Annotated in this window: 20 protein-coding genes; 2 read left to right on the top strand and 18 right to left on the bottom strand. The window is 45.5% G+C overall.

Annotated elements, in window-relative coordinates; all coding sequences use genetic code 11:
- Window positions 1-41: 41 nt before the first annotated feature.
- On the top strand, window positions 42-1,244 hold the full coding sequence (locus tag ACMTA2_RS09505) for an acyltransferase family protein (RefSeq protein WP_413794639.1): 1,203 nt from the start codon (window positions 42-44) through the stop codon (window positions 1,242-1,244).
- 217 nt (window positions 1,245-1,461) lie between these two features.
- The gene (locus ACMTA2_RS09500) at window positions 1,462-3,390 is read left to right on the top strand and encodes an acyltransferase family protein (RefSeq protein WP_413794638.1); all 1,929 of its coding nucleotides are present in this window, start codon (window positions 1,462-1,464) and stop codon (window positions 3,388-3,390) included.
- Between the two features lie 335 nt (window positions 3,391-3,725).
- Here ACMTA2_RS09500 and ACMTA2_RS09495 read toward each other — a convergent pair whose 3' ends face one another.
- The 18 genes from ACMTA2_RS09495 to ACMTA2_RS09410 form a co-directional block, all read right to left on the bottom strand.
- Window positions 3,726-4,061: a ComEA family DNA-binding protein gene (locus ACMTA2_RS09495; protein ID WP_413794637.1), complete on the bottom strand. Its 336-nt coding sequence runs from the start codon at window positions 4,059-4,061 to the stop codon at window positions 3,726-3,728.
- Between the two features lie 114 nt (window positions 4,062-4,175).
- Window positions 4,176-6,170 carry a polysaccharide biosynthesis protein gene (locus ACMTA2_RS09490; protein ID WP_413795621.1) on the bottom strand — a complete coding sequence of 665 codons (1,995 nt, stop codon included), beginning with the start codon at window positions 6,168-6,170 and terminating at the stop codon, window positions 4,176-4,178.
- A gap of 103 nt (window positions 6,171-6,273) precedes the next feature.
- On the bottom strand, window positions 6,274-7,305 hold the full coding sequence (locus ACMTA2_RS09485) for an MraY family glycosyltransferase (RefSeq protein ID WP_413794636.1): 1,032 nt from the start codon (window positions 7,303-7,305) through the stop codon (window positions 6,274-6,276).
- 64 nt (window positions 7,306-7,369) lie between these two features.
- Window positions 7,370-8,338 (bottom strand): UDP-glucose 4-epimerase family protein, encoded by a 969-nt coding sequence (locus tag ACMTA2_RS09480; RefSeq protein WP_413794635.1) that lies wholly within the window; start codon window positions 8,336-8,338, stop codon window positions 7,370-7,372.
- A 9-nt stretch (window positions 8,339-8,347) separates the two neighbouring features.
- Window positions 8,348-9,478 (bottom strand): non-hydrolyzing UDP-N-acetylglucosamine 2-epimerase, encoded by a 1,131-nt coding sequence (gene wecB, locus ACMTA2_RS09475; RefSeq protein ID WP_413794634.1) that lies wholly within the window; start codon window positions 9,476-9,478, stop codon window positions 8,348-8,350.
- Window positions 9,471-10,481 carry a polysaccharide biosynthesis protein gene (locus ACMTA2_RS09470; RefSeq protein ID WP_413794633.1) on the bottom strand — a complete coding sequence of 337 codons (1,011 nt, stop codon included), beginning with the start codon at window positions 10,479-10,481 and terminating at the stop codon, window positions 9,471-9,473. The genes wecB and ACMTA2_RS09470 overlap by 8 nt, the downstream gene beginning before the upstream one ends.
- A gap of 32 nt (window positions 10,482-10,513) precedes the next feature.
- On the bottom strand, window positions 10,514-11,371 hold the full coding sequence (locus tag ACMTA2_RS09465) for a dTDP-4-dehydrorhamnose reductase family protein (protein WP_413794632.1): 858 nt from the start codon (window positions 11,369-11,371) through the stop codon (window positions 10,514-10,516).
- Window positions 11,368-12,612: a glycosyltransferase family 4 protein gene (locus ACMTA2_RS09460; RefSeq protein ID WP_413794631.1), complete on the bottom strand. Its 1,245-nt coding sequence runs from the start codon at window positions 12,610-12,612 to the stop codon at window positions 11,368-11,370. The genes ACMTA2_RS09465 and ACMTA2_RS09460 overlap by 4 nt, the downstream gene beginning before the upstream one ends.
- A gap of 3 nt (window positions 12,613-12,615) precedes the next feature.
- A complete protein-coding gene (locus tag ACMTA2_RS09455) occupies window positions 12,616-13,752 on the bottom strand; it encodes a glycosyltransferase family 4 protein (protein WP_413794630.1) in 1,137 nt (378 codons plus the stop codon).
- A 260-nt stretch (window positions 13,753-14,012) separates the two neighbouring features.
- A complete protein-coding gene (locus ACMTA2_RS09450) occupies window positions 14,013-15,017 on the bottom strand; it encodes a hypothetical protein (protein WP_413794629.1) in 1,005 nt (334 codons plus the stop codon).
- A 291-nt stretch (window positions 15,018-15,308) separates the two neighbouring features.
- Complete coding sequence (locus ACMTA2_RS09445) at window positions 15,309-16,577, bottom strand: glycosyltransferase (protein ID WP_413794628.1); 1,269 nt, start codon at window positions 16,575-16,577, stop codon at window positions 15,309-15,311.
- Entirely contained in the window at window positions 16,558-17,766 is a 1,209-nt protein-coding gene (locus ACMTA2_RS09440) for a polysaccharide biosynthesis protein (RefSeq protein ID WP_413794627.1), read from the bottom strand. Before ACMTA2_RS09440 ends, ACMTA2_RS09445 begins: the two co-directional genes overlap by 20 nt.
- The gene (locus ACMTA2_RS09435; protein WP_413794626.1) at window positions 17,763-18,827 is read right to left on the bottom strand and encodes an NAD-dependent epimerase/dehydratase family protein; all 1,065 of its coding nucleotides are present in this window, start codon (window positions 18,825-18,827) and stop codon (window positions 17,763-17,765) included. Before ACMTA2_RS09435 ends, ACMTA2_RS09440 begins: the two co-directional genes overlap by 4 nt.
- A gap of 63 nt (window positions 18,828-18,890) precedes the next feature.
- Window positions 18,891-20,168 carry a Vi polysaccharide biosynthesis UDP-N-acetylglucosamine C-6 dehydrogenase TviB gene (tviB, locus tag ACMTA2_RS09430; RefSeq protein WP_413794625.1) on the bottom strand — a complete coding sequence of 426 codons (1,278 nt, stop codon included), beginning with the start codon at window positions 20,166-20,168 and terminating at the stop codon, window positions 18,891-18,893.
- Between the two features lie 457 nt (window positions 20,169-20,625).
- Window positions 20,626-21,684, bottom strand: a complete 1,059-nt coding sequence (locus ACMTA2_RS09425) for an LPS O-antigen chain length determinant protein WzzB (RefSeq protein WP_413794624.1) — start codon at window positions 21,682-21,684, stop codon at window positions 20,626-20,628.
- A gap of 180 nt (window positions 21,685-21,864) precedes the next feature.
- Complete coding sequence (locus ACMTA2_RS09420; RefSeq protein ID WP_413794623.1) at window positions 21,865-22,089, bottom strand: lipopolysaccharide assembly protein LapA domain-containing protein; 225 nt, start codon at window positions 22,087-22,089, stop codon at window positions 21,865-21,867.
- Between the two features lie 26 nt (window positions 22,090-22,115).
- Window positions 22,116-22,412, bottom strand: a complete 297-nt coding sequence (gene ihfB / locus ACMTA2_RS09415; protein WP_003199243.1) for an integration host factor subunit beta — start codon at window positions 22,410-22,412, stop codon at window positions 22,116-22,118.
- Window positions 22,413-22,558: 146 nt separating this feature from the next.
- Window positions 22,559-22,837 carry a hypothetical protein gene (locus tag ACMTA2_RS09410; RefSeq protein WP_413794622.1) on the bottom strand — a complete coding sequence of 93 codons (279 nt, stop codon included), beginning with the start codon at window positions 22,835-22,837 and terminating at the stop codon, window positions 22,559-22,561.
- Window positions 22,838-22,842: the final 5 nt, after the last annotated feature.

Below are 22,842 nucleotides of genomic sequence, written 5' to 3'. Positions count from 1 at the left end.
ACACCCAGAAGAGTTAGGTAAGCACCCGATAACGACATTCAATGAATTCGCCTGTAGAATCCAGCACCGTCCCCAAGAACATTGTTTGCAGACAACGCATGATATCCTCCAACAACGAGCAAAAAAACTTAGATATCGAGGTATTGCGCGCCTACGCAATTATTATAACCTTTGTTGCTCATTTGGGTCGCCTGAACCCGGCCTGGTATAAATGGACGACATATTTTTGGCTCGGAGGAGGTGTTGACTTATTTTTTTGTATATCCGGTTACCTGATCACCTCCTCCTTATTAAAAGCAGCAAACCAACAAGTTAGTTTTCTATATTTTGCCGGCTCGTTCTGGATACGACGGCTCTTCCGCCTGTGGCCCGCGGCAATTCTTTGGGCGACCATAGCACTGGCAACTTCATTTACATTTGATATATCCAGAACATTCAACTCGCAAGAAAACATGATCAACTCGTGGCTATTCGGAATGTTAAACATTCAAAATCTATACATATGGTCTGTTGGAAGCTCTGTCCATTCCACGCCGCTATGGCACTATTGGAGTCTTTCTCTAGAAGAACAATTTTACCTACTTCTCCCCATCACCCTTTTCCTGGTAACCAATCGAAAACTTCTGATAATTCCCTTTCTCGCTGCGGCCATTTACCAGTCATTGCAGATACGCCCATGGGGCACTCTGCTGTGGTTTGTCCGAAGCGACGCGCTGCTTTACGGGACACTTATAGCACTGATCTGGCACTATTACCCGCGTCAAATTTCGCTCTTTTTTTCAGGCAACAAGAAGACACTATTACAGATCGCCTTGTTGATCTGCATTCCTTTGCCAATCATTACCGCAAAAATAAGCTGGTCTCCATACTACATGGGACTGGTAGCAATTACTTCGAGCCTGGTCGTTCTTTTATGCTCGGCAAATATTAATCTTACCGGTCCTAACGGAAAACTCCGCAAATTCGCTATTTATATCGGCTCACGCTCATACTCAATTTATCTTGTTCACAATCCAATTTTGGCAATTGTGAGAGAAGCCTTCATAGAATCCGGATATACAGACCTAACCCAGGAACTACACCGCATAGTTGCCGCAGCCGTAGCACTTATACTCACTGGACTATTCGCGGAAACCTCCTACCGCTTAGTTGAAACACCACTTAGAGCTTATGGAGTCCGAGTATCCAAAGAGCGACTCAAACGCCCCATCACTCCCCCCGCTCCTTCAGGAGACTACAAATAATGACCGGATACATTACACGCATCAGGGGGTCATGGAAGGAGAAATAGTTATGACATTAGTATGAGGCTCTGCCGGGAGGGCCTTGCCCCAAGGCGCGACAACGAGAATATTGCGGCCTATTCGGTATCGATTATAGCTTCGCCAGACAAACGAGCCGCTAAGGCGGACCAACCGAAATCATATCACACCCGAAATTTGGCTTAAACTGAGAGAACAAATGAAAGGAAAACAACTACCTTACCGACCGGAAATTGATGGCTTACGAGCTTTAGCGGTAATCCTCGTCCTTCTTTTCCACTTTGAACTTGGCATCACCGGTGGATATATAGGTGTAGATGTTTTTTTTGTCATATCCGGATATCTCATAACAGAATTAATAAGAAACTCGATCAATGCTGGTCGGTTTTCTTTCGTTGATTTTTACGCAAGACGCCTACTACGCCTGCATCCAGCCTTGCTGACAACAGTCTTTATATCTTTAGTGGCTGGTTTTGTATTAATGGACCCCGCCTCATTCTCAGGATTAGCAGAATCAGCGAAATATACAATTTTCTCAGCCTCTAATTTTTACTTCTGGATTAATCAGGGATATTTTGACGCCGCCTCTCTGACCAAGCCGCTTCTGCATACCTGGTCACTCGCCGCTGAATGGCAGTTTTACTTGGTTTGGCCTCTCATAGTTTGGTTCTCTTTAAAGTGGTTCGATAGGTATATTTCATGGTTACTAGTGTTACTTACGTTAGTTTCCCTATTGGCTTCTCAGCTCATGCTCGGCTACGATTCTTCTGCTGCATACTTCCTCATCCCATTTCGTGTATTTGAATTATCTATTGGGGCGCTTATAGTATTCGCACCAAAGAATTTTTTCGATTCAAAACTTAATACCTTTATCACATGGAGTGGAATTTCAAGCATTATCATTGCTGCCGTATCTTTCAAGCCCGGAACACCTTTTCCCGGTGTTGCGGCTTTACTTCCGTGCCTTGGCGCCGCCGCTTGCATTTATGCGGGAGACTCGAGCACTGGAAGGATCCTTCGCTCAAGGCCAGTAGTATTTATCGGCCTAATCTCATATTCAATCTACTTGGTACACTGGCCACTTCTCGTATTCTATAAATACTATGTATTTCGTGAAACATCACCAATGGAAAAAATAGTTCTGCTGCTTACTTCTATTGCACTTGGGGCTGCGCTCTATTATTCCGTGGAAAAGCTATTTATGGCAAAACGAAACTTCATAAAACCATTGGGATTGATCGCCATAGCGACTGCATCAGCCATCTCCATATACGGATGCTCTATCATAATATCTTCAGAGGGAATGAAAAATAGAGTATCGAAAGAATATTTGAATTTCACAAACGACCCCAAAAATTTCCACATAAATAACTATGGCGGCAACGGATATAAACTTGATGCCCCACTAGGCGACACCCAAGGTAAAGCGCTCGCTATACTAGCTGGCGACAGCTTTGCTCTTCAGTACGCCCACGGCCTCGATTCGAGCCTCAACACATCAGGAGGTTTTATACAGAGCCAGTTTCAGCACGGATGTTTATTCTCAAAAAATTATGTCCGACTAGTTAATAACCATCCTGTGAAAGGGTGTCGTGAATCATACGATGCCCTACTGAAAAAATTAAGCAGCAATCAGTTACCCCTTATAATAGCTCAACACTGGGCAGGTTACAGGGGGCAAATTGCAGATGAAAATCTGGAGCTGATTGACTCAACAAGCGATGATAGGTATCGAGATATAATATTTGATTTACTGGCTAAAATTCGCGCAGACATAGGTAACAGAAAGCTCATTATCATTGGTAGCCAACCTATTTCGAAAGGCGGCTCACCTGCGGAGTGCATACTTAGGCCTTCATACGTCACGCAACCGTGCGAAAGTCTTCTTTCATATAACAGAAAAAAATCAATGTCAGAATTTACCAACGGCATATTAAATGATTTTGCACATACGCATAGCAACACATACTTTTTAGACCCTAGCAATGCTTTCTGCCCGAAGGATCAATGCAGAAATATATCGGCAGGTAAGATCTTATATTCGGATTACGTGCACCTATCTAAGGATGGATCAGATGTTGCTGCTGATTGGTTGACTCCCGAGCTGAACGCTATAATCTCCATGTAAACAAACGCAGCCAACGAATATTGGCTGCACTCTTGACACTACTGGAACAACGTAGTGATCCAACACTTACATTATTCATTCCAATACTTTTGAGCTTATGACAATCAAACGCTACCTGCGACCATTAAACAATATCCACCTCCGACATTAGCTCCGGCGAGCTCCATATCGTGCAGCAGATAAACTCGTATTCGCAGCCGCGCCATGGTCTAGGCTTATCTTGCTAAAAGCTCGGGGAGTTTTTGAATCCATGGCGAGGGAGAGAGCGCCCTCGCCATGGGGTGTTGAAATAAACCTTAAGTTAACTGCATTGTAGCTATTTGATCTGTTACACCTCAGTTAACTTCCAGTTTGTCACGATTTTTATCCAGAATTGCCTTGCCAATTCCCTTGACCTCCAGTAGCTCTTCTACCGATGAGAACGGTCCATTAGTCTCACGGTATGCAACAATAGCCTTTGCCTTGGCCTCACCTATTCCCAGCAACTCGCGCTGCAAAGTAGCGGCGTCCGCACCATTGAGATCCACCTTAATGCCTTGCGACTGCGCCGGCATTTGCGTTGTCGGCGATGTAGCAGTTGTTTCCGACTTGACCGCAGGGGCCGCGATGGCAGCTATAGAAACATTGGTCAGAAGGGCAAAAACCAAAGGGTAGAAATAGCCAATACGCATAAATGACACTCCATGACATCGTTAAGAGAGAAGCAGCTTTTCCGAAGCTGCCTCTCTAACTTAGGCGATGATGTATCGCTGTCAAAAATGCGTACGTTACAGTTTGTGTAATAATCAGGGTTCGAGACGGCGTTGCTGGTAGATCCAGTCGACAATCTCACCGTCCGGAGCGTAACCACTGACAGTGTCCCGAAGCAACTGGCGGACCCTAGTGTAGTCATCGTGCTCAATGGCGACCAGCAACTCAGTCAACTTGGCCTTGAGCGTGTCCCAAGGAAGGTGGTCCTCGTTTGCACTCATGATCATCGGGTGCTGGGTTGCGACGACGTTGTCGCCAATCAGCAACTCCTCGTAAAGCTTCTCACCCGGGCGCAGACCGGTGAACTCTATTGAAATGTCGCCATGGGGATTTCTCTCCGAACGAACACTTAGGCCAGACAAATGAATCATTTTTTCCGCCAGCTCGACAATCCTCACTGGCTCGCCCATGTCCAGCACAAATACATCCCCGCCCAACCCCATGGAACCCGCCTGGATCACCAACTGCGCGGCCTCGGGAATGGTCATGAAATAGCGGGTGATCTTGGGGTGGGTAACGGTCAACGGCCCACCGGACTTGATCTGTTTGTGAAACAGGGGAATGACCGAACCGGACGAACCCAGTACGTTACCGAACCGGACCATGGTAAAGCGCGTCTTGTTCACTCGCGAAACGTTGCCCTTGTCACCGAACAACACAGGGGCCAGCTCACGGCTTAGGGCTTGCAAGGTCAGCTCCGCGAGCCGCTTGGTGCTGCCCATTACATTGGTCGGGCGCACCGCTTTGTCCGTGGAGATCAGGACGAAGTTCGATACACCTGCCTGCAACGCAGCCTGTGCCGTGTTCAACGTGCCGATCACATTGTTCAGGATGCCCTCGGCGATGTTGTGCTCGACCATCGGGACGTGTTTATAAGCGGCGGCGTGATAGACCGTATCGACATTCCAAGTCTTCATCACGTCCAGCAGCTTGTCCTGGTCTCGTACCGATCCAAGGATAGGCAGCAACCGAACCGACAACGATTCCCGAATAACCCGGGGCTCAAGCTCCGACAGAATGCTATAGAGATTGAACTCACTATGCTCATACAGCAACAACGTAGTCGGCTTCAGTGCCAGGATTTGCCGACAAAGCTCGGAGCCAATCGAACCGCCGGCGCCAGTGACCAGAACCGACTGGCTAGTGATGCAACGCTCAAGTAGATCGGCCTGTGCGGGCACGGGATCTCGACCGAGGAGGTCCGCGATATCCACCTCTTGGATATCATCGACCTTGACCCGGCCGCTGGCCAAGTCCATGAACCCCGGAACGCTGCGTACATGCAGCGGAAACCCCTCAAGCAGCGTCAGTATCTCCCGACGCCTACCGCGTGACGAGGAAGGCACCGCCAACAGAATCTCCTGCGCACCAGTTGTGTCGATCATTTTTTGAATATGCTTGGGCTGGTAGACCTGTAGCCCGGCGATTATGCGGTCTGCAATACTGTTGTCATCGTCAATGAATGCAACCGGCCGCATCACCCTGCCCATCCGCAATGCTGCCACAAGTTGGTTCCCAGCAGCCCCGGCACCATAAATAGCAACCTTGGGCAGGCCATCGTCACGGCTGGTGAAAGGCACATGCTGGGCTGCGGCAAACCAGTCCCCCAGAAAGTATTGCCGCATCATCAAGCGTAAACCGCCAATCATGATGAGGCTCAGCCACCAATAATTGAAGATAATGGAGCGTGGCACCACGGATTTATGATTGCTGTACCAATACACCACTAGGGCCAGCAGCAAGGCAGAAAGGCTGACCGCCTTGAAAATGGTAATCAGCGCATCGTTACCAAAATAACGCATGACAGCGCGATACATTCCAAAACGGATGAAAATCGGAATGGCTATCAGCGGAGCGCATGCGAAAAGCCAAAGATGCGTTTCAATCGGAGTGGCCAGCGCCTCGACTCCCAGACGAACAACGAACGCCAACCATAAGGCAACCCAGACGAGTAATGCATCCGCTGTCACTTGGATCGCGCGCTTGTGTCTCCGTGGCAATCCCAGCAAAGCTGTTCTTAATCTATCCATAAAACCTTCACGCACCTTGGGCAGCTCCTAAACTAATCCGTTCCTGATGCACGCGGCTCCATCGTCGACTGTTGGACAACCGACATACGAAAAAACGCGAATCCTATCTTGAAATCAGGTTGTCCTTCTCAAGCACGCCGGCATGAAACCTGAAGGCCAGCAGCACCAACGGTACATAAGCCACTACCAACGCCAACGCTCCGTCCATGTCCCACAACACGACGCAAGCGGCCAGAGGTAGTAGCCAGAACAAGTTGATAATCGCGACTGCCAACGTTACTGGCAAATGCCGGCCACACTGACGAGAAGCAAATTGATAAGCGTGGCTGCGATGAGCCTCGTACACCTTATCGCCACGCACCAGCCGTCGTATCAACGTGACAGTTGCGTCGACGATAAAAACACCCAGCAAGATCAACCAGACCCATATCAGCTTAGGTGAAGTCCAAGCGGCCTGCAGCGATAGCAGTCCCAAGGTGATGCCAAGAAAACCACTTCCCGCATCACCCATAAAAATGCGTGCCGGAGGGAAATTCCAATACAGAAAACCTGCCACTGCCATAGCGAGGACGAACGGCGCCGCGATCAAAGCCTCAAAGCCACCCAACCGATAAAGCAGACAGGCCCCCAGACATACGCAAATAGCCTCAACGCTGGCAATCCCATCGATACCGTCCATGAAATTGTAAAGGTTTAACATCCAGACCAGATAAATAACCGCAAGGACGTGTCCAAACCAGCTCAATTGAAAATTGATACCAAACAACATGATCGCTGGCAGGCCATTTAATAAATATAACGCCCATATCGATGCTGCAAAATGCCCCAATAATCGCCAGCGAGCAGCAATATGGCCATGATCGTCAAGAAAACCAAGCACAGCGATTCCCGCCCCTGCTCCGAACAATGCCCACATGGATGGCCAAGCCAGATAATCAGTAGCCGCTAATATAGGAAGCGCCGATAAGAAGCTGATAACAATCGCCACCCCACCGCCACGCGGTGTTGGCTCCGAATGGGAACTTCGAGCATTTGGAATATCTATCAAGTGGCGCGCCAATGCATATCTTCGCAATCCCCATGTGGCCGAGAACGAAAGGCCTAGCACTGCTGCCAACAACCAAAATATATTCAAAACTTAATTTCCTGAACTACAAAACCGATTCGATTAAATGCCGTCAGCCGAATTATACGAAAGATTACCGTTGTTTTTTGTTATTCAAAAAATAGGTGGCGGTCCTCATAAGCGCATCATCCACGCTGACTATAGGCGTCCAGCCCAGCAATTCTCGCGTCTTTGTAATATCGACTCGCAAAGATCCACATAACCGCTGTGAGAGGGCTCTCTTTCCGAGAATCTGCGCGCTTCGCTCTAGCAGCACACTCGGCACCGGCAGCAACCGCGCCGACCTGCCTAGTGCTCGTCCCATTCGTTTAAGTAACTCCGTTGTGGATAGATCCTCACCGTCGCTAACTAGGAACGTCTGGTTCGCAGCTTTAGGATGCTGAATGCATGTCACGATTAAATCGGCGAGATTATCCAGCGCAACCAAGCTCCGCTGATTATGGATAGCTCCGAATGGCAAAGGGATTCCCTTATCCAGCCAACGCATCATATTCAGGAAGTTCGCTTTTACTCCTGGCCCATATACGAGAGTCGGTCGAATGATAACAACCTCCATCCCGGATACTTCTGCAATGCTTCGCAACCCCCGCTCTGCCTCCATCTTCGAAAGACCATAAGGATCTGTAGGCGCGGGACAGGCATCAGCCTCGAAGGGCGCGTTAATAGATGTACCTTCACCGTTTACTTTAATAGAACTGATAAAAATAAAACGGCGTACTCCCATGCTTGCCGCCTGGCGTGCAAGTTTTAACGTACCCTCGACATTTACTTTGCGAAACGCCTCAAGAGGGTTCGATTCAATATCATTCATTACATGAACACGAGCGGCACAATGAATGACAACCGCTACTTGATTGAGTGCATCGGACCAATCAGTACCTGTATCGAGCCCAGCCGTCCGGACGAGCATAATATTCTGAGGAAAATCTGGAAGTGCGTGCCCACGAATGGCCGCCACTGGCTCCAAGTCACCGGAAGTCGCCATCCGAGCCAATACTGCACGACCAACGAAGCCAGTAGCGCCTGTCAATAAAACACGCATTTCAAAACCTCAAGTCGATTTCGACCAAACAGTACGATTGATGTAGTCGGTGTAACTCAATACAACTCTAACAACCTGCTTCGACACCGGACCTGCCTGATAATCTCTCACGACAGGGATAACGCGCTGTGCCCGGTCATGTTGACTTATGACTACCCCTACCGCGTCCAATACGCCATCTACTTTCAATCCACTCATGATGAGCGTTCCTTCGTCCATGCCTTCCGGACGCTCATGCGCGTTACGGATAGTAATGGCCGGCAAGTTCAAAAGAGAAGCCTCTTCGGTGATGGTTCCGCTATCGGACAAGACGCAGAGCGCTGACATCTGCAGCTTTATATAGTCAAGTAGACCAAATGGCTTTGAAAACCGGATCAAAGGATGATCTAGAGATTCACCTATGGCCTCAAGACGCTTGCGAGTACGGGGGTGTGTGGAAACAATAATAGGGAATTGGTATCTATCGGCAAGTGCACGCAGCGTGCCAAGCAAGTCTCGCAGATTTTGGGGTGTGTCAACGTTTTCCTCCCGGTGTGCGCTAACAATGAAGAACTTATCCTGCTCCAAGCCTTCTCGAATCAAAACATCGGAGGCGATAATTTTTGGCATGTAATAGCTAAGTACCTCCTCCATATGCGAGCCAGTTTTTATAATGGTTTCGGGACGAATCCCCTCGGCAAGAAGGTAACGTCGAGCGTGCTCGGTCAACACCATATTGATATCACTCAAATGGTCAAGCACCTTGCGATTAAGCTCCTCAGGTACTCGCTGATCAAAGCAGCGATTACCAGCCTCCATATGGAATACAGGAATTTTGCGACGCTTGGCTGCGATGACGGCTAGACAAGTATTGGTATCTCCATAAAGCAAAAGCGCATCGGGCTTTTCGCTTTCAAAGACCTCATCGGCTTTGGATATTACCTCGGCGATAGTTTTTGCCGCAGTATCTCCCGCAGCGCCAAGAAAGTAATCAGGTTTACGAATATTGAGCTCGTCAAAAAACACCTGATTAAGCTCAAAATCATAATTCTGCCCTGAGTGCACCAATACATGGTGGACTTGCTTATCGAGCTCCGCAATAACACGGCTCATCTTGATAAGCTCTGGGCGCGTACCGACCAGCGTCATAACCTTAAGCATCAAGTTTCTCCTGAATATAATCCAAATTCAACAGAACCCTTTTAACCCCTTCAACATCCAAACGTTCTGTATTATGCGAGGTATAATCATCCAGATCGGAAATCTCTTGCTCCCCTTCAACAAAAAACTTCTTATAGTTTAGATCACGATTATCAGAGGGGATCCGATAGTAACGTCCCATATCTTCGGCCTTGGCCATTTCTTCGCGTGAAATCAAAGACTCATAAAGCTTTTCACCGTGGCGAGTACCAATGACTTTCACTGCGTTGTCGCAGGCAAATAGATCCTTAAGTGCTTGCGCAAGATCAGCAACTGTTGAAGCGGGAGCCTTCTGAACAAATATATCTCCTTGCTCAGCATGCTCGAATGCGTGTAACACCAAGTCAACCGAATCTTCGAGCGACATTAGAAAACGAGTCATATTCGGATCAGTCACTGTCAATGGCTCACCATTTTGCAACTGATTAATAAACAGTGGAATTACTGAGCCGCGAGAGGCCATAACGTTCCCATAGCGGGTAGCGCAAATTACGGGGCCGCCCTCGGGAATCATTCTTGACTTAGCAACCATCAACTTTTCGGACATAGCCTTTGAAATGCCCATAGCATTGATTGGATACACCGCCTTGTCCGTACTTAGTACAACTACACGTTTTACACCCGAAGCTATTGCGGCATTTAGGACGTTCTCAGTACCCAATATATTGGTGCGCACTGCTTCCATAGGATAAAATTCGCAGGAGGGAACCTGCTTCAAAGCGGCCGCATGAAAAATATAATCCACACCTACCATAGCTTGATTGAGGCTATCCCGCTCTCGCACGTCGCCAATATAAAACTTTACTTTATCGTTCGATAAAGAAATCCGCATATCCTCTTGCTTTTTCTCGTCACGACTAAATACGCGAATTTCTTTCACATCTGTATCAAGAAAACGCTTTAGCACGGTATGGCCAAACGAACCAGTACCACCGGTAATCATTAAAACTTTATTATCAAACATAGCAACTTCCGAAATATAATTTAATTTAATGATCAACGCAGCGCGTGCATCAATTCGACCAGTTCAAGCCACGAAGGCGGAAGGTAACCGCTCGCTGATTGAAACTTTGAAGAGTCTAACGATCTGTCTATAGAAACCTGATCATCCGGGATAATGTCAATTTCCTTTTCATACACCTTCGCCACCATCTTCAGCAAAGAAAATTTATCGATCGGATTACTGGAGACATGATACAACCCAGTCAACGCAGGGTTAGGTATAACGTAGTCACGAATAACACGAGCAAGCTCCACAGTAGGCAGCCCCGAGAAAATAGCTTTTTCATATCCTTTAACTGGACCAGCCTGGGAAAGAAACCAGTCCACAAGTGAATAGTGACTTCCTAATTCGTGACCAATGATGGACGTACGCAAGGTGACTGCGTTCGCGTCATTATGAAGTTCACCGATATACTTGGACTTCCCATATAAATCCTCGGCATCGGATACGTCTTCCTCCGTGTAAAAGCCCTTACGGCCAGAAAACACGCAGTCAGTACTTATATGAATCAAGCGGGTATTTGAAAGCGCGCAGAGTTTTGCTATCCGATGTGGCAACATCGCATTTATAGGAAGCGCAGACAGTGGATCCTTGGCATCGGACAGTTGCTTGATCAACCCGATGCAGTTGATGACAACGTCAGGTCGAACCCGCGACATCACCGCAACAAGCGAATCATGATCAAGCACATCGACATTACTGATCAGCGAACTGTGCGAGTCCTCAGAAAAATGTCTGGCGCCGTTGGGATGCCTCAAACTGCCCCAGACCTCGTAACGCGAGTCTCCATGGATCTGCCTGAACACGGCACTTCCAAGCATCCCGGTAATCCCTAATACGAGAATTTTCATTTTGACTTACCTTTCAATTCATTGATTCTGTTATCGAGTATTTTGACCAGACGCTGGCTTTGGCGACCCATTTCAAAATGTTCGAGGTAGTATGCACGCCCCGCGCTCCCCAACGCCTCCCTATCAGCAACGCTCATCATATAAAGCTGTTCAATACGAAGGGCCATACCATCAGCATCTTGAGCAGGACTGGTCAAACCAGCCTTCGCCTGTTCAATGACCCTGGCGCCCTCACCGTCGAGCGCTGCAATGATTGGCCTCCCAGCGGCCAGGTAAGATTGAACCTTGCTGGGAATGGTATAGGACAACGCCTCATCCTTCTTCAGTGAGACCAACAACCCTGCCGCTCTGCTAAAAAAATGAATCATCTGATCCGCTGGAAAGCGACCGGCCAGGATAAGATTATCCAACTCTCTAGAGTTTTTCTGCGCCTCAATCCAACCGAACATACTGCCACTACCGACAAGCACAATCCTTAATCCAGCAAGGTGTTTTAATTTACTCGCCACCTCCACCAGTGTTTCAACCGACTGTGCCGTGCCAAGATTACCAGCAAAAACCAAACAGAAATTATTCTCTAGCTCCGAAATTAATTCCAGGGGGATAATAACATTTTCGGAAACAACCGATACTTCCTTATAAGAATTCGGATAATAGACAACTTTATCCACATTAGCATAACGAGAGACCGGCGCCTTAAACGCTTGCGATTGCACAAGCAAGGTATCCACTAAAGCATAGATCCCTTTCACCATAAGACCGACCACACGCAACGCTAACTTATTCGTGACAAATCCTGTAGCACTTAAACTTTCAGGCCAAAGATCCTGCACCCAGACAGCCAAATGGCAGCCTAACTTCCACTTTAAATAAATCGCTGGAATTACTGAAGTAATCGGTGATGGCGCAAACACAAGAATTGCATCGAAGCGCTGGCCTTTTACTGCATATGGATAAAATCGTAACCCATTAATCACAAACGAAAAGTAATTTAATAACAGGTTTTTGGCTCCGGATATACCCCGTGGGCGAAGCGGGGCTCTACATACAGTAATTTTCGACTCATAGCATTCTTCCTGATATCCGGAAGCACTATAACCCTCAAAAACCATACCTTCAGGATAGTTGGGTTTCCCTGTTAGAACCTTAACGACATGGCCTTGCGCCACTAATGTTTTTACGAGATCATTAATAATAAATGACTCTGGCCAAAAATACTGAGAAACAACTAATATATTCACTTGTCAGCTTCTCTCAACTGGGCGTTCGGCAAGATCCATTAATTCCCGCCAAGTTGCACTACAAGTATTAGCCCAATCAAATTTATCGCTTTGTTGCGTAGCCGCCTTAGCCAACTTCTCCAAAACACCAGGACGAGTCAATGCCGTCGACATAACCTCTCTAATGTCTTCCGAATCAAAAGGAGAGAAATACAACGCCGCCTCAGCACCAAATTCTGGCATAGGCATTACATTAGAACAGATCATCGGCCTACCCGAAGCAAGTGCCTCGAGCAGAATATTTGGACAATTTTCACAGGAGGATGCAAATACATTAAGAACAGCATGATGATATAATGAAGGCAAGCTCTGATAAGGTATGGCTCCTAGCACATGAACATTCCTTTCCAGTCCCATCTCCTTAATTAAAATTTTTACTCGATCAGCTTCGGGCATATTATCCTCGCCTACGAGAATCAAAGAGTACCGCGTTCGGAGTTCGTCTGGGAGGCGACCATATGCTGCTACAACTTCGTAGTGATGCTTATAAACGTCAAACCTGGAAACATATAGAATGTAATCACCCGCCGGAAGAAAATCAGGACGGGCAACAGTGGCTCCATGAGTTCGAAAAGCCCTCCCGATACCATGAGGAATAGTAACTGCTTTTTTTACCTTCGTAATCGACTCAATAACACTACGAGCATAACTAGAAATAAAAATAGTCAAGTCTGCGTCAGTCATACTTTTGAGCATAACTCTATTGAGCAGCCATACGCGGATACGCTGTAACCCGAAAGGTATGTTACGTTGCACGCGAGTATCAAAAGGGATCATGTTTCTAAACATTGTGGCGACTTTACAGCCCATAGGAGGCGTGGTAGAAACCACCCCCCCCGGACAAAATAAAACATCTGCTTCCTCCTTTTTCAAAAACCTTGGGAGTACAAATTTTTCCCAAATAGTTCGTAAAACTGGATTCTCAGTGGGCCATTTAGTCTCTACGCGTCGAATGTTAGGGTGGCTGGGTAAATAAAGATTGTGCGGAGCGAACACCAAAACCTCTAGACACGACGAGTCCGGCATGTGTTCGAACAGATTAAGTAAATACGTTCTGCCACCACCCAGACGAGCAGAAAATGCGTTGACAATAATTTTCATTTACAGATTATCCGTTTTACGCAGCCGTGCCTCTTCCCTTTAAGGAAGGTTAGTAGCAAATGAATCACGCAGACCACCTTTAGAGACGTTATGATCATCGCGACTCTTAATCCAAATAACAGCAGCAAAGCTCATAGCCCGCATCCTTAGAAACAAACGCAGATATGATACTACATTGAGTCCATTACCTTCCATCCTGAGTCGATACCCTGACGCCTTCGACACCTCATCGAGAATTGAACCCAGTCCTTCCTGACCACTCACTCATCAAGGTGAGAGTTCCGCTCTACAGCCAACGAAGGACGATTTGCTGTACTGAGGGCTGGAGCGATAAGCCGTACTCTAACCTGGCGAAACTTTTTCATCGCAAAAAATAATATTAGTACAGGTGAAATATTTAGCAAATACCGATAATTTACTACAGGCGAGATTGAATACACCAAAAAGAAAGAACAAATCACTACTGATGCTATAAACATTTCTCTTTTCCGAATTACGACCCATGGCAAATAGACGGCGATAAAAAAATAAAGACTAAATATCATAATTAAAAAAAACAAATAAAGCCTAGAGAAATAAACCCCCCAACCAAGAACCGAATGATCAACACTGGCGCTGCGAAACAAATCATATACATACTGAATTGGTTTGAGAACGTTCAGCAACAACGATCCAATATAGAATTGATTATTCAGATTAGAAATCCACTGGGCCACCCCTCCTTCTGCATAACGACTATGTGCAAGAAGTGCCTCATTACTTTCCAAATACATCGCCACAATTGAACAAAGAACGTATAGGACGCCCACCTTAGCGATAACTCTAATCTTTCGGTCCTGGGAGTTAATACTAGAGGCAATAAAAACAGAAAACACGAACACCAGCAAAAACTGTAAGCGAATAGGACAAAGAATTAAAAGAAGACACAGATCAATCCTTTTTCGAAACATCAAAAATGAGACGAGCACTACGTAAAACAGCACGCCAAAACTGTCTTTGTTTATCAATATGGAGAATTGCAATGCCGACAATAAACCCAGCCAATATAGCAAAGGCAGAAAACGTTTTGTGACCTGAAAACACAGCAGTTCACTACGGGCATACGCAATGCTTATAACAATCACATTAACAAACAGTGAAACAAGAACCAGGTCCGAAAAACCCAACCAAAAAAATAGTGAATAAATAAAGCTGATCACATAGTTATTTATGGATGTAATATCTGGAATTAAACTAAATCCTGTAACAACCCGCTCATAAAACATATGATCAGGAACATTGAGAAATCTATTCTCGACTTGAAAATAGTAATCAAATCCAAAATAGAACACTGTTTGAAACGAAATCAAAACGCAAAAAAAACATAAAAATCTACTTACAAAAAAACGAGAATTTTTGTTGACCATATCTTTTATTTAACCCTGATAGATTCGCAGCTCCGACCAGCAATCGGTTTTCAAAAAAAGCGACATTTAATATCTTCGTGTTTAACGCAGCTAATATAAAGGAGAAGCATTTTGAGCTCAAGAAATAGCAACCTTTTCAAACCGACAACGTCAAGCCGCAGGATTTATAACATGCGACAAGTATTTACTTGATATCTGCTCAATCCCATAATCCTTTAAGAACTCATTTAGAAACTCTAATGATATCTTGCCTTTGCCTTTATAATTTCGCATAAAGCTCAGGACGCTGTCGAGTTCGGTTATATACTCATCTGTCATTATCATGGCTTTCCCTTCCATAGCGTAACTGGCCATTAAAGGGGGCACATCGGCATAAGTTTTAGCGACATCGATAATTGGCTTTCCAGTTGCAATATATTCAACAATTTTGCTAGGAATCATTGAGCAGTTTGTATTTTCAATATTTACCAAAAAGTCCGCCTCTCCGATAACTTTTGCAGTGCAGCTACGGTCTAAAGGACCATGCCACGTCACCACCGAACTACATATGGATCTTAAATCGACCCCATTGCTAGCACCGTAAATATCAAATAATACACGAGTATCATTATTTAGGCTTAAATGCTCAGCTATTACTTCAATTATTTTCGCAGCTAAAAATGGCTCTCTAATTCCTTTGTGAAAGTTACCAATAAATACCAATCTAATAAATGCAGGGTTGATCACATGCTTGGTATTTTCGTATACGTCGGCGATATCGGCCATATGAGGAATTACATAGGCATTACTCATGGCACCAAATGCAGAGCAATAATCTTCATAGGTGTTATTGCTAGTAAAACATACCTTACTAGCATTTTTTAGCACCGCCGACTCGGCAAAAACATTTAGCCGCCGAAACAACTGAGTATTATTGTTCGGCATGGTAATGGAAGTTGCAAATGGATCACCATAATCAGCAATCCAATAAAAGTCTCGTCGACATATTTTTTTAAAAAACAACACCGCGAGATGTGCAGTAAATGAAGGAGAATAACTTACGACTAAATCGTAATCTGAAGACCTTCTTTTTATCAACTCACCTATCACACTAAAAGACCAGTACCAAAGACCATCAGGCCAATAAATTTTCCTATAAAAAAATCTAAGGAAGTTCTTAGCCACTGCTAAATACTTCTGCTTTGTCGAACCATTCCTCGAATGTATTTGCTCAGAGCGAATTTTTTTCGCACGAATCATGCCAACACGAACAACACTTGGATTATTCACAATATTTTCACGTGCGCTCTCGTTAATGCTTGAGCATATCACATGAACCTCATGCCCCATTTTTGCCCAGTAAGCGGAAAGCTGAGTCCAACGATAGGCATGAGCACTTACCATCGGAGCGTAATAATAGTTAACTAACAATATTTTCAAGAACTTTCTCCTTGCTAGCATTCCGTATCATTAACACCGCAATGGTCAGATATCCCGTAACCATACTGATCAGAGGCCCCATATCTGGATTCAGAAAACTGAAGACGGGCGTAAATAACATCATCAATAAAAATCCGGTGAACATTCCTTTTAACATCACTCTATAGCTGTTAAAAGCCAGGAGCTGATTTACGGCGACAGTAGAAATCAGTGAAATTACTGAACAACTGGATAAAATTACAAATGCAACTCTCATTCCTGGATACTTTCCATCATCTATATAAGGTATAACCCACCATATAGAAGCGATAGCTATTATCAGGCACAAGATGGCCAAAGGTAATACTTTATAAAAAGCCCTCGCCTGCGCCTGGATAATATCCTTCCTATTACAAAATCTAGCTATAACAACGGTATTGACAGCCATCAACACCATCGAAAATATCGCTTGGTACCTCATGGCGGCGCCATAGGTAGATATGAGTGATTCATTATGAGCTACGGTCGCAACGATAAAGGGGTAGTAAGGTATAACCCCTCCCAAAATTGAATATAAAAAAACATCGCGTCTAGATATAAAGTATTTTATAGAAAAACCAATCTGATGAACATAAAAAGAAAAAGAGTGCGACTGCACTTTATTAGGTTTTGAAACCATATACAAAAGCGAATTTGCCAAGATGGCTAAAATGGCGAAGGTCCCCAATGCAAAAAACTCATTAGTTACATAGGGTATAACCATGGGGACCATGAACTTAATATATAACAGCGAGAGCCAAGCTGCGCTTCGTAACATATCAACAAAAGCATATATGAAGAAGCGCTCTTCCTTTTGCTTTTTAATACGCTGAATTTGATATTTGGTGCACAGATACGTAAGGATAACTGTTAAAGTTGCTGCCCACAGATCCGAATGAAAAAAAACATATGTTGCTATAACAGATCCGAATACAACAATTAGAAAGAAACTACTTACCCCTCCCTCTTTCTCATAAGATTGATGATCAGATATATATAACCTTTCGATGATCCCACAAATCACTTGATAACTCATCATACTTGCGGTAAAGACTACGCTAAATTGCGCAAATTCACCTACAGATAAGTATTTAATCAAGATCAAAGACGCAAGTGCCAAAAAAACTTTCGAAAATCCGTCTACGACAAAGAGGACCAGAATCGGGCTCATAGCACTTTCAGACTCTGTTCAATATACCAGGGCATGGTTTGCCGTATACCTTCATCGATCCTGTACTTAGGTTTATATCCGAGAAGCTGATTTGCCTTTGATATATCAGCCAAGGAATGCCTAACATCTCCACTACGAAAATCTTGATATACAGGAGCCCGCTGATAAGTATACCCATGCTTCAACAGTGAGTCCGTTAAGTACGTGAATAGTTGATTAAGTGTAGTGCGTTCACCAAATGCGACATTATAGACGTTATTTTTTGCCGCTTCATTGGCAGTTGCGGCAAGAAGATTGGCCTGAACAGCATTCTCTACGTAACAAAAATCCCGACTCGTTTCACCATCACCATTAATTGCTATTGATCGATCGACAATCATGGAGGATATCCATTTTGGAATCACTGCAGCGTAGGCTCCGTTGGGATCCTGTCGCTTACCAAAAACGTTAAAATAGCGCAAGCCAATCGCATTGAAACCGTATGTTCTTGAAAAAACGTCAGCATAAAGTTCATTAACATACTTTGTCACTGCGTATGGTGAAAGGGGCTTCCCTATAACACTCTCGACCTTCGGAAGACCTGGATGATCACCATATGTAGAACTGGAAGCAGCATAAGTGAAACTTTTAACTCCTGCATCCCTTGAAGCAACCAGCATATTCAAGAAGCCATCGATATTTGTACTATTAGTTGTAATTGGATCATTGATAGACCGCGGTACAGAACCAAGAGCTGCTTGGTGCAGAACATAATCTACGGAAACCGATGAAAGTTCGTCATGTGATTCTTGAAGTACCATTGCACGTCGACAATCTTCCAAATTTCGTATATCGCCTTTAACAAGCTTAAAATTCTTCCATTGCAAGTCACTTACAACCGAGCAGACTTCATCAAGATTACTTTGATGTCCAGTCGCGAAATTATCGAGCCCAATAACTCTTTGGTTGAGCTGCAAGAGTGTTTCGAGAAGGTTAGAACCAATGAAACCCGCGACACCTGTTACAAGCCAAGTTTTCGGGGCCTCACGTAGCTGAACTAAAAGTTCTTCGTAACGTTCCATTTGGTATTCCTGATCAATAGCGGCGCTTAAGTTTGGAAATTAAAGATACTTTCAGCCTAAAAATCAGAGGCGTATATCTGATTGATCAGAACTTAAAAGGTACTTAAGATCATACAAAACATGCTCTGACTTACCTAACTGCCGAATCTTAACAGCTCCCATCTCTAAAAATTCACGATGAGCAACCGCGAGAATGATCCCATCATAAGCACCGTCGTCCGGCTTGGCTACTGGGGTGATATTATATTCGTATTGAGCCTCAGAGCTATTTACCCATGGATCGAACACATCGACGATGATATTGTACTCAGCCAATTCTTTAATGATGTCGATCACTTTAGTGTTGCGCAGATCAGGGCAATTCTCTTTAAAAGTTAACCCCATTAACAAAACACGAGCCCCATCTACATGAATGCGTCGTTTTACCATAGCTTTCACCAACTGTGACGCTACATAAGCCCCCATGCTATCGTTTAAACGACGCCCAGCTAGAATAATCTCCGGGTGATAGCCTAATGACTGTGCCTTGTGAGTTAAATAATAGGGATCTACCCCTATACAATGTCCTCCGACCAAACCAGGACGAAACGGCAAAAAATTCCATTTCGTACCAGCCGCTTCTAGAACAGCTTGCGTATCAACACCCATCCTATTAAAAATAAGAGCCAGCTCATTTATAAGAGCAATATTGAGATCTCGCTGAGTATTTTCAATAACTTTTGCGGCTTCAGCAACTTTTATACTACTGGCTTTATGTGTACCTGCAACTATAATCTGATTATATAATTCATCAACCAAATCTGCCACTTCGACGGTTGATCCTGATGTGACTTTTTTTATTGTAGTTACACGATGTTCCTTATCACCCGGATTGATCCTCTCAGGACTATAACCCGCAAAAAAATCAATATTAAATTTCAGACCTGATATGCGCTCTAATACTGGTACGCAAATTTCTTCAGTTGCTCCTGGATACACCGTAGATTCATAAATCACGATATCCCCAGGTTTTAGGACATTGCCAATAGTTTCGGAGGCCTTGATCAGCGGGCTCAAGTCAGGCTGGTTATATTTGTCTATCGGGGTAGGAACTGTAACAATAAAAGTATTACATGTTCGAAGCTCTTCAAGGCTTGAGCTGTAATTTAGATGCGACGCTTCCTTCAGCTCCGTATCACTGACTTCAAGCGTGGAGTCATGTCCCATATTAAGCGCATCTATGCGAGACTGGTTTATATCGAATCCAACGACAAATCGCTGTTTTCCAAACTCTACCGCTAGAGGCAGCCCTACGTAACCAAGGCCTATAATAGCAAGTTTCAGATCTTTCAGTTTGTGCATAATTACAAAGCCTAAATTATCGAATGAGTTGATATCATTGAAGCCAAAATAGAACCAACATTAAAATCATTTGCAACCTTTAAACTGCGTGTTATCGTATGATATTTTCAGGTGCCCTTTTTCTCTACGGGCCTATTGGCAAGCAAACGACGGCGAGGTCAAATTTTAACTATGCTCTTCTTGCCTTATTCATCACAAAATCTTTTTTGTGAGTCACCCTGAAGGTAAACGACCTTAATTTACTTGACAATGAGATTATGCGACCTAAGCAGGTAAATTACACAGAGTTATGTTATGGGGGCAATCACTCTCCCCATGAACGGGTAACCCCCTCGCCGAGTAGGCAAGTCACGGTGGACTGATACCAAGACCATGCCCAAGAGGGGGACGAGAAGGGCTGTACCGAGATATCGAAGATTGATGTTGGAGGGTAGATCATGCGGAGCCCTCATTATTCTTAATAGCGCTCCACTTTTTTCACCCGAGCCCATCCTAAAGCGAGCCTGATCGCCGCGATAAGCAGACCTAGTATCGCTCCAGCGACGAAACCGATCATCAAGATCAACCCTTTTCTCGGTTTAATCGGACTCTCCGGCACCTCAACACTGCCATCCTGTCGATAAACCGCCATACTTTCAGCGTCGATGTTCAATTTACGATAAAAGTTATATCTCATTTGCAACGATCGTAAATCTTTAATAAAAGCATCGTCGGAAGACCTGGACTCTAGCGCGTCGATCTCAGCCGCCAACGCTTTACTACCTCGCTGGTAGTCCATTTTATTACCCGTTTCCACAGTGATATCTACCGCCGCGGTGGAGTTAACCGTTGGGGATGTCAGACCAATGGACTCAGCAACCTTCAACGCTTCACGCAACTGTTGAATCCGATCTTCACGTACGCGCTGCGCGTTCTCGCGCAAGCTGATAATTCGCTGCTCCAGGTTACGGGCCCTAACCGAAGCTTCAGCCGTGATGTTCTTGACCAACTCCGACTCAGCTGCCTCACTGGCACGTTGGACATAGCTCCTTGCCCATTCCGTGGCCCGAACAGGATTGACACCTTGAACGGTAATCGAAAAGCGATCAGGAGTATCCTTACCAGGTCCCTTTATCGCCAACTCTCGGGAAAAGCGCTCATATAAACGATCAAGCGCCCCCTTCCGCTCAGCCTCATCAAGCGAAGGCAGGTAGACCTCATTAAAAAACTTCTGACGAAGAGACTCACCTTGAAGATTCCGAGCAAATACATCGTAAACATACTTGATGGAATAAATATCCAACTCTGTACTTTTCCCACGACCATAATTCAACTCAGCAATATCATTCTGAGTAGGTGGCATGATAAAAAGCTTGACTTCATAGACTGGCTTACTGAGAAAGGCATAAAAGCCTGCGCCAACAGTAACCAAAAGAGTGACGCCTAGAATCAACCATTTCTGAGCCCAGAGAACCCGGACCAGCTCGATCAGATCAATTTCATTATCGCGATCCGCATCAATACGATCATTTTGCATGGGAGGCCTCGCTTGGCATCACGTTCGTGTACATCCCAAACGCATCAAAGAGCAAGACGGGCAAGGCCGCGTCAGACAGAGCGGCAAACTGAGTTATATTAAATACGAACAAAACGCACCCAAAAGTCAAAAAAATTGTAGACAGTGATCCTTACCAAGACTGCTGGGCCACACATCCATTTATTTCAATCGCCTACGCGCCCCCATGTACCACGCGAGCAGCGGGCCAAACATCATACCAGCGAGCAACGCCAGGATCACGAAAACCGAGACAGGAAGTTGCGGAGCCGACCAGCCCAGGAACAGCAGTGCGACAGGCTGAGTGTTCTCAAGCACGAACAGAACGATAGTCGAACCCAGGAGCAGCGCCAGTACGACTAGCGCCAAACGTTTAAAGTTCCTCATGAATCCCCCCATGCATGGGCACCGCGTTAAAGCTCATCCCCCTCCTCCTCATTCACCCGATCCCGGAGTTCCTTGCCCGGCTTGAAATGCGGGACGAATTTACCGTCGAGACTCACCGACTGACCAGTCTTGGGATTGCGACCCACCCGCGGGGCCCGGTAATGCAGGGAAAAACTGCCAAACCCGCGAATCTCGATGCGATCCCCGGTCGCCAGGCACTGTGACATCTGCTCCAGCATGGTCTTGATGGCCAGCTCCACATCCTTGGATGAGAGTAGCCCTTGATGGGTGACAATTCGTTCGATCAACTCCGACTTCGTCATATTTTTCCCTTCTTTTTCAAGCAGCTAGGAAAATCGCTTGAAAAGGTTTTAGCATGACCGGAGGAATTTGAACAGCCCGAGTATTGACAAATCTTCACCCTGTCGTATTTGCCCCGTTTCTGCACAAGCCTTGCACTTGAGCGTATTCAGCGACAAATCACTAACATCGTGCGAGTCAGGTAACCCGCCGGATTGAAGCCGAACGGGTATTGATCTTCATCCTTGGCATCATCGGAGCGAGTGATGACTTTGTACCCTGCGCCCTTGCACTCCCTTGCAGCGCGCTTGTGGCATTTTTCCCAGCCCGACCCCAGCCCGGAACAATCGACCTCGATGCCGCTGACACCGCGCACCGCGTGGGTCTTGGCACTTGTGGTGCAACCCACCATTGTCAGTATTGCCAATGCCACTATAAGCCTATTCATTCACA

The organism is Pseudomonas medicaginis (assembly GCF_965119365.1).
GTDB lineage: Bacteria > Pseudomonadota > Gammaproteobacteria > Pseudomonadales > Pseudomonadaceae > Aquipseudomonas.
Note: the sequence above shows the minus strand (reverse complement) of the source record. Positions and strands in the feature narration are given on the sequence as shown.